The sequence below is a fragment of the Neorhizobium sp. BETTINA12A genome, assembly GCF_023006485.1.
Lineage (GTDB): Bacteria > Pseudomonadota > Alphaproteobacteria > Rhizobiales > Rhizobiaceae > Neorhizobium.
Window position 1 is genome coordinate 1 of the sequence record NZ_JALBGW010000285.1, and the last position, 3,025, is coordinate 3,025.

General features: G+C 64.6%; 4 protein-coding genes. All 4 read left to right on the forward strand.

Going from position 1 to position 3,025, the window contains the following annotated elements:
- Window positions 1-814 (forward strand): ABC transporter permease (locus MOV61_RS29300; RefSeq protein WP_247139100.1); only part of this gene is annotated, 814 nt, incomplete at its 5' end.
- On the forward strand, window positions 814-1,740 hold the full coding sequence (locus MOV61_RS29305) for an ABC transporter permease (RefSeq protein WP_247139101.1): 927 nt from the start codon (window positions 814-816) through the stop codon (window positions 1,738-1,740). The genes MOV61_RS29300 and MOV61_RS29305, both read left to right, overlap by 1 nt.
- A 26-nt stretch (window positions 1,741-1,766) precedes the next feature.
- On the forward strand, window positions 1,767-2,483 hold the full coding sequence (locus tag MOV61_RS29310) for a cysteine hydrolase family protein (protein WP_247139102.1): 717 nt from the start codon (window positions 1,767-1,769) through the stop codon (window positions 2,481-2,483).
- Window positions 2,483-3,025, forward strand: a 543-nt coding sequence (locus MOV61_RS29315) for a ring-opening amidohydrolase (RefSeq protein ID WP_247139103.1), incomplete at its 3' end; no start/stop codon positions are given. The genes MOV61_RS29310 and MOV61_RS29315, both read left to right, overlap by 1 nt.

The window sequence follows — 3,025 nt, forward strand, 5'->3', positions numbered from 1 at the left end:
GGCTGAAGGTGCCGTCGTGCTCGGCGGCGTCGCGGCGGCGGCCAGCGCCATGCCCTTCGTCGGCATCGTGCCGCCGATCGTGCTCTTCGTCTTCATGGGCGTCGCTGCCATGGTCGTCGGCGGCATCTGGATCGGCTTTGCCGGTTTCCTGCGCCATTATCGCGGCGTCAACGAAACGATCTCCTCGCTGCTTCTGGCCTATATCGCCATCGCCCTGATGAACCAGTTCGTCGAAGGGCTGCTGCGCGATCCGGCGAGCCTCAACAAGCCGTCCACCAAACCTCTGCCGAAGGACTACATGCTCGGCCAGATCCCCGGCATGGATGTCCACTGGGGCCTCGTCATCGGCGTCGTCGCCTGCATCCTCTCCTGGGTTCTGATCGAGATCACCAGCTACGGTTTTGCGGCCCGCATCGCCGGCGGCAATGTCCGCGCGGCGCAGATACAAGGCCTGCCGGTCGGCAAGCTGATCGTCGGCTTCACCGCGATTGCCGGCGGTTTTGCCGGCCTCGCGGGCATGATCGAAGTCGCTGCGGTCCAGGGCAGCGCCAACGCCTCGCTGGCCGCCGGCTACGGATATACCGGCATCCTCGTCGCCTTCCTGGCGCGGCACAATCCGCTGGCGATCATTCCGGTTGCCATCCTGCTCGGCGGCATCTCCGCCTCGGGCGGCCTGATCCAGCGGCGCATGGGCCTGCCCGATGCGACGGTGCTCGTGCTGCAGGGTACGCTCTTCATCGTCATCCTCTTCTGCGAGACCTTTTACGGCCGCTTCAAGATCTTCAATCCCGACCTCTGGAAAAGGAGCCTCTGATGGAAGACACAGGTATCGGCCTCTGGGGCGTGCCGCTGGCGATCTTTGCAGGCGCCATCCGCGTCTCCACGCCCTTCATCTTCGTCTCGCTTGGCGAAACGATCACCGAACGCTCCGGCCGCATCAATCTCGGGCTTGAAGGCACGCTCGTTTTCGGTGCCATGACAGCCTATGCGGTGGCGGTGATGACCGGCTCGCCGACTTTGGGCGTGCTGGCGGCGATGGCGACCGGTGCCATGTTCGGCACGATCCACGGCTGGATCTGCAAATGGCCCAAGGTCAACGATATCGCCATCGGCATCGCGATGATGCAGTTCGGCCTGGGCCTCGCCTTTTTCCTCGGCAAGTCCTTCATCCAGCCGGTGGCGCCGAAACTGCCCTCCATCCCGCTCGGAACCTGGTCGGCCGTGCCGCAAGTGCAGGCGGCGCTCAACATCAACGTGCTGTTCTTCATCGGCGCCGCACTCGCCCTTTTCCTGTTCTGGGCCTTCAAGAACACCCGTATCGGGCTTATCCTGCGTGTCGTCGGCGACAGCACCGACGCGGCCCGCGCCATGGGCATCAATCCAGATCGGGTCCGGCTTTTGGCAACCGCCGCCGGTGGATCGCTGGCGGCGATCGGCGGCGCCTATCTGTCGCTCTATTATCCGGGCTCCTGGAACGAAGGCATTTCCTCCGGTCAGGGGTTGATGGCCGTAGCGCTGGTGATCTTCGCCCGCTGGAACCCGATCGGCTGCTTCCTTGCCGCGCTCCTCTTCGGCGGCGCCGGCGCGCTTGGGCCTGCCCTGCAATCGGTCGGCGTCACGCAAGGCTATTACCTGTTCTACGCGGCACCCTACGTGCTCACCCTCATCATCCTGATCGCCACCTCCTCGCCCACCCGCTCGCTCGCCGGCGCGCCGGGCGCGCTGTCGCTGACGAAATAGGCCGCAAACCGAATTGGAGAGACCCGATGAACAGCCTTTCCCCCGCCGCGCTGGCTGGCCAGACACTCCGCTATATCGACGCCGATCCCTATGCCTGGCCCTATAACGGCGACCTAAGACCTCAGAACACCGCGCTGATCATCATCGACATGCAGACCGATTTCTGCGGCAAGGGCGGTTATGTCGATCACATGGGTTACGACCTGTCGCTGGTGCAGGCGCCGATCGAACCGATCAAGCGCGTCCTCGCCGCCATGCGCGCAAAAGGCTACCACATCATCCACACCCGCGAAGGCCACAGGCCCGACCTCGCCGATCTGCCCGCCAACAAGCGCTGGCGCTCGCAGCGCATCGGCGCCGGCATTGGCGATCCCGGCCCCTGCGGCCGCATCCTCACGCGCGGCGAGCCCGGCTGGGACATCATCCAGGAACTCTATCCGATCGAAGGCGAAGTGATCATCGACAAGCCCGGCAAGGGCTCGTTCTGCGCCACCGATCTCGAACTCATTCTCAACCAGAAACGCATCGAAAACATCGTGCTGACCGGCATCACCACCGATGTCTGTGTCTCGACGACGATGCGCGAGGCGAACGACCGCGGTTTCGAATGCCTGATGCTCGAGGACTGCTGCGGCGCCACCGACTACGGAAATCACCTCGCTGCCATCAAGATGGTCAAGATGCAGGGCGGCGTCTTCGGTGCCGTCTCCAACTCCGATGCGCTCGTGAAGGCCCTGCCCTGATGTCCTCCCTGCGTGCCCACGTTTATCGCATACCCGCCGACGGCCCGGACGATGTCGCTGGCGTCGAGGCGCTGTTTGCGGGCGGCCTTGCGGTCAAGAATGTCGTGGCGGTGCTCGGCAAGACCGAAGGCAACGGCTGCGTCAACGATTTCAGCCGTGGATTCGCGACCCGCAGTTTCGAAGAGCTGTTTCACAGGCATGGTGTCGATGGGGTTTCGACCGTCATGTCGGGTGGAACCGAAGGCGCGCTTTCGCCGCACTGGACGATCTTCACCCGCGAAACTGTGGAAGCGCCCGGCGAACGAGCGCTCGCAATCGGTGCCTCCCGCACACCCGTTCTGCCCACCCATCATCTCGGACGCCGGCAACAGGTTCTCCTCGTCGCCGACGGGGTCAGGGCGGCGATGCGGGATGCCGGCATCGACGACCCGGCGGATGTGCATTTCGTCCAGATCAAATGCCCGCTGCTGACGTCGCGCCGGATCTCCGAGGCGGAGGCCACGGGCGCCACCGTCGCGACCCGCGACACGCTGAAGTCGATG